General features: G+C 58.7%; 1 protein-coding gene. It reads right to left on the reverse strand.

Translation table 11 applies throughout. The features are described from left to right. The coding region (gene hrpB, locus OB13_RS18870) for an ATP-dependent helicase HrpB (protein WP_461491737.1) at positions 1-2,446 on the reverse strand (2,446 nt) is incomplete at its 3' end. Positions 2,447-2,567 lie beyond the last annotated feature (121 nt).

Below are 2,567 nucleotides of genomic sequence, written 5' to 3' on the forward strand. Positions count from 1 at the left end.
CCCTACTCCAATTTACTTCCGGAAACACCACTTCCAGCTGCCGGTTGATCACGCGGTAATTCCCCTTCCAGAAACTCGCCAGATCCGACACAGTCGTGATCGGCTTCAAATCAGGCGTAAGCAAGGCTAGTTCCACTGTCATCTCGCCGTCATCTACTTTCGGGCTTTCTTCCCAGCCCAGCACGTCCTGCAGGCGGATCTCCAGCTTGGGTTGAGAACCATCGGCTTTATACTCCAGCTCAATCGAAGAACCATCCGGCAGCAGTAGACTGGCAGGGGCCAGAGCGTTCAGTCGGGCGCGCTGATCCTCCTCTAAAAACTTAGCTTCCAGAATTGGCAGCAGTTCCAGCTCCATCAGCTCATCAGGGTGCTCGATGTCGAAGAGGTAGGACTTCAGCCAGTCCCAGTTGGTTATGAGTAGCGTAGAAGTGCTCACGTCGGGCCAGGACTCGGAGGGGCGCCATTTGCGGAGGCTCATCACGCGGTTTTGCCACTGCGTCAGCTCGTGGTTGAAGTCCAGCAGGTGCTCGCCTTCTGCTTTGATGGCCTCGGAGATGGCGGGTACGCGGTGCTTCTCGTCGGGTGCTGGCAGTGGCTTGCTTTGCAGCACGATGCTGCCAATTCTAGTATCCAAAGAGGCGGTGAGTTCGCCGTCGTTTACGTCCCAGTGGTATACTTCCTGCTGCTTCAACAGCGGGGCCAGGTCGCGGGGGTTGAGCGGCGAGGCCAGGAAAATGCGGCCCGGGTTATCGCCTGTACCGGCGTGCAGGTGCGCGATGGCCAGCCAGGGCTCGTTTGCCAAATCATCCCTGTGACCAGCGGAGGCATACTGCCCACTGGCCAGCTGGAACTGCGCGTTGTTGCCGGGGCGGGCATAGGCGATGCGCTCCGGGTAGCAATGCGCCAGCAGCACACCGGTTTCATACTCATCGAAGGTGCCGTTATCGGGCTCCACCTCAAACAGCTGACGGTACGAGCGGGCGATCTTCTCGATCTTGCTGAAACGCTTGCCCTGCCCCTGCTCTTTCCGATACCTTCGGAGGGCTTCCACTCTTAAATTAATGTCGATGCCGGCGTTGCGATCCAGCGGGTCGCGCTCTTCCAGGACGGCGGCAATATCGGAGGCCAGCGGCACCTGGCCGGTTTCTTCGGCTTTGAGCAGCATGTGCGCGATGCGTGGGTGGCAAGGCAGCCGGTGCATACTTTTACCTTGCTCGGTAATCAGGCCATTCTCCAGCGCCTGCAGCTGGTGCAGCATGTCAGTGGCATAGGCCAGGGCGGCGCGCGGCGGCGGGTTCAGCCAGGTCAGCCCCCGGATATCGGTAATGCCCCACTGCGCCATGTCCAGCACCAGCGAGGACAGGTCGGCTTCCATGATCTCGGGGGTGCGGTGCGGGGCCATGCGCTCCTGCGTGGTCTTGCTCCACATGCGGTAAGCGGTGCCGGGGCCCAGACGACCGGCGCGACCGGCACGCTGGTCGGCGGCGTCTTTGGAGATGCGCTGTGTTTCGAGGCGCGACAAACCAGACTTCGGATCGAAGCGGGAGGTTTTGCCGAAGCCCGTATCCACCACCACCGAAATGCCTTCTATGGTTAAGCTGGTCTCGGCGATGCTGGTGGCCAGCACTACTTTGCGCCTGCCCTGGCGGTCGGGCATGATGGCGGCGTACTGCTTGCCGAAGGGCAGCATACCGAACAGCGGGTGTATCTGGAAACCGCGCAACTGCCTGCGCAAAAGTTCTTCTACTTTCCGGATGTCGTTTTCGCCGGGCAGGAACACGAGGATATCGCCTTCCTGCTCCTGCGCGGCCTGCTGCACCACTTTGGCCGTCATTTCGGGCAGCATTCGGTCATCGGCATCGCCGGTATAAAAGGTCTCGATGGGGTATTGCCGCCCCATACTTTGCGCTACCGGGGCCTTGAGCAGGCGCGTGAGCTGGGGCATATCCAGGGTGGCCGACATCACCATAATGCGCAGGTCCGGGCGAAGCGCTTGCTGCGCTTCCCGGCTCAGGGCCATGGCTACATCGGCATGGATGCTTCGCTCATGAAACTCGTCGAAGATCACGATGCCTATACCTGTCAGCGAGCGGTCGCTGTGGATCATGCGGGTGAGGATGCCTTCGGTTACGACCTCGATGCGGGTTTTATCGGAAATGCGGGTCTCGAAACGGATGCGGTAACCGACTCTCTGGCCTACCTCCTCGCCCAGCAGCTGCGCCAGGCGCTCTGCAATGGTTTTGGCCGCCAGGCGCCGGGGCTCCAGCATGATGATCTTCTGGCCCATCAGCCATACTTCATCGAGTATAGCCAGCGGCAGCAAGGTGCTTTTACCGGCTCCGGGAGGGGCGTTTACGATCAGCGTGTTCTGCGCCGCCAGATGCTCCCTAACGGCAGGTATAATTTCCCGAACAGGTAAGTCTATGGTGAATGGGTTGAAGGGCAAGGGGAAGGTATTTTATTGATAAAATTACCGATAATCAAATCGGTTATTAACTGATTTAAGCACTTGTACATTTAAAGTATTTCAGCATTAAGATCAAAAAAGTCTATGTATACATTTAGAT

Source organism: Pontibacter sp. HJ8 (assembly GCF_054824225.1).